The 2,609-nt window shown below is 41.7% G+C and carries 2 protein-coding genes; one reads left to right on the top strand and one right to left on the bottom strand.

The genetic code is table 11. The annotated features are described in order from the left end of the window. Positions 1-1,834: M1 family metallopeptidase (locus tag QZY09_RS09160; RefSeq protein WP_367119200.1), on the top strand; the 1,834-nt coding region annotated here is incomplete at its 5' end. 85 nt (positions 1,835-1,919) lie between these two features. Here QZY09_RS09160 and QZY09_RS09165 read toward each other — a convergent pair. After that, on the bottom strand, positions 1,920-2,306 hold the full coding sequence (locus QZY09_RS09165) for a YtxH domain-containing protein (RefSeq protein WP_295671420.1): 387 nt from the start codon (positions 2,304-2,306) through the stop codon (positions 1,920-1,922). Between the last annotated feature and the right edge of the window lie 303 nt (positions 2,307-2,609).

Here is a 2,609-nt window from a genome sequence, read left to right on the forward strand (position 1 = left end):
ATGGCAGGTGCAGGCCCAGGACCTTTATATGCCGCGCGATATAAAACGTGCTTATGAAAAAGGTACCCATGCTATGGATGGTAGGCCAGGAAAGAATTACTGGGAAAACCATGGGCATTATAATATTTCCATCACTGCCTTGCCGCCTGACCGCACGGTAAAAGGGCATGAAGTGATCACTTATTTTAACAATAGCCCGGATACTTTAAGACGGCTGAACATGAAGCTGATATTAAATATCCACAGGCCCGGTGTTGCGCGCTTCAGCCCTGCCGGGGATGATTATTTAACGCCCGGCGTGCAAATTGATAATTTTCTGATCAACGGCACTAAAAAGGATTGGAACAATAAAACGATGGCCGCAACTAACCAAATGGTGGGTTTATTAAAACCACTAATGCCGCATGATTCCGTCAATCTTGATATTACATGGCATTTTGAGGTGTCAAAACAAAGCGGGCGCGAGGGTATGATAGATTCTACCACCTATTACCTGGCCTATTTTTATCCCAGGGTGTCGGTTTATGATGATTATAATGGATGGGATACCCTGCCATTTTTAGACGCGCAGGAGTTTTATAACGATTTTAACGACTATATTTTAAACGTTACCGTACCTAAAAATTATTTGGTTTGGGCAACAGGTACGCTGCAAAATCCTTCACAGGTATTGCAGCCCGAATATGAGAAAAGGTTGCAGGAATCTTTCACCAGCGACTCAACAATTCACGTTGCCACAAAAGAGGACCTTGCAAAAAAGAGCATAACCGCGCAAAATGAACAAAATACCTGGACGTGGAAAGCAACCAACGTTAGCGATATGGCTGTAGGCATAAGTGATCATTATGATTGGGATGCAGCAAGTGCCGTGGTTGATGATGCTACTGGCAGACGCGCGAGCATGCAGTCGGCATTTAATGACAGGTCGGCAGATTTTCATCATGCGGTGCAAGCCGGGCGTAACTCATTAAGCTGGCTTTCGCACAATTGGCCAGGGGTGCCCTATCCTTTTCCTAAAATGACGTCGTTTGAAGGCTTCGCTGACATGGAGTACCCGATGATGGTGAACGATAGTCATACCGATGATATCAAGTTTGCTCAGTTCGTTCAGGATCATGAGATCGCCCATACCTTCTTTCCTTTTTACATGGGTATTAACGAAAGCCGTTATGCTTTTATGGATGAAGGCTGGGCAACCACCTTTGAAAGGCTGATCGGGGCTTCAGAGGTCGGTCAGGATAAGGCAGATAACCTTTATAAGCAATTTCGGATCAACCGCTGGATCCATGACCCGGCGACTGCTGAAGACCTGCCTATTATTACGCCATCAAGTGAATTGAGGGGCGGTTATGGGAATAACTCGTATGGGAAACCATCATTAAGCTATTTTGCCTTGAAAGATATGCTGGGTGATGAGCTTTTCAAAAAAGCGCTGCATACTTATATGGACAACTGGAACGGCAAACATCCTATACCATGGGATTATTTTAACTCGATGAACGGTGGATCGGGCCAGGATTTGAACTGGTTTTTTAATAATTGGTTTTTTAGCAATTATTACATCGACCTTGATTTGCAAAAGGTTACAAAAACTAATGCCGGCTATGACTTTGCTATAAAGAATATCGGTGGCTTTGCGGTTCCGTTTGATATAAAAGTAACCTATACTGATGGCACTACTGACATCTTCCACCAAACCCCGGTAGTTTGGAAAAAGGACCAAAAGCAATTAAATCTGCTTGTCAAAATAAAGAAAGATATTAAATCGGCAATTTTGGATGGCGGTATATTTATGGATGCAGACGAAAGCAATAATAAATGGACTACTAAATAGACACCGTGTATGCCAGTTTGAAGAAAGCTACAAAACAAAAAACCCGGTCGAAAACCGGGTTTTTTGTTTTTATTTGAATCAGCTATTATGAATTCTGGATAGAATTATTTACCTCATCAGAACCATTTTTTACCCTGGCTTTACCTTCATTAAATTTACTTTGAGCCTGATCTTTCAAATCGCCGGTTTTTGACCGTGCGGTTTCAATAGCAACGTCCTTGTATTCGTTCAAATCATTAACAGCCTCGCTTAGTTTGGTTTTAGCCTTATCATAAACTGTACCGCTATATTGCTTAATGTCTTTAGAGGCTGCCTGTGCCTTGTCTTTGGCTGCATCAACCAAATCATTAATATAATCAGCTATTCCATCGCGGATGGTTTCGCCTTTTTCGGGGGCTAGCAATAATCCTAATGCAGCACCCGCCGCTGCGCCAATTAAAAGCGCGGCTATAACCCTGGTTTGATCTTTCATCTTTTTTTTCTTTTTGATTTTAGTAGATAGGTTATTGGATACAATAACAGTGCCAAGCACTCGCTAATTTTCTATCGTTTGCCGGCAGAAAACTTTTTTTTCTAATTTATAAATAAAATAAACTACGTTTTGTTACTAAATACAAGTTTTCCCTGCCGTCGCCGGAATAAGAAGGATTGGGCATAAAAAAAGGCACCTACTTGGGAGTAGGTGCCTGGTACGTTTAATGATTTAATTATATAATTAAATTACTTTTACATTTACCGCGTTTAAGCCTTTTCTGCCGTTTTCAACTTCAAATTC

Origin of the sequence: uncultured Mucilaginibacter sp., assembly GCF_903913935.1 — a bacterium.
Classification (GTDB): domain Bacteria; phylum Bacteroidota; class Bacteroidia; order Sphingobacteriales; family Sphingobacteriaceae; genus Mucilaginibacter.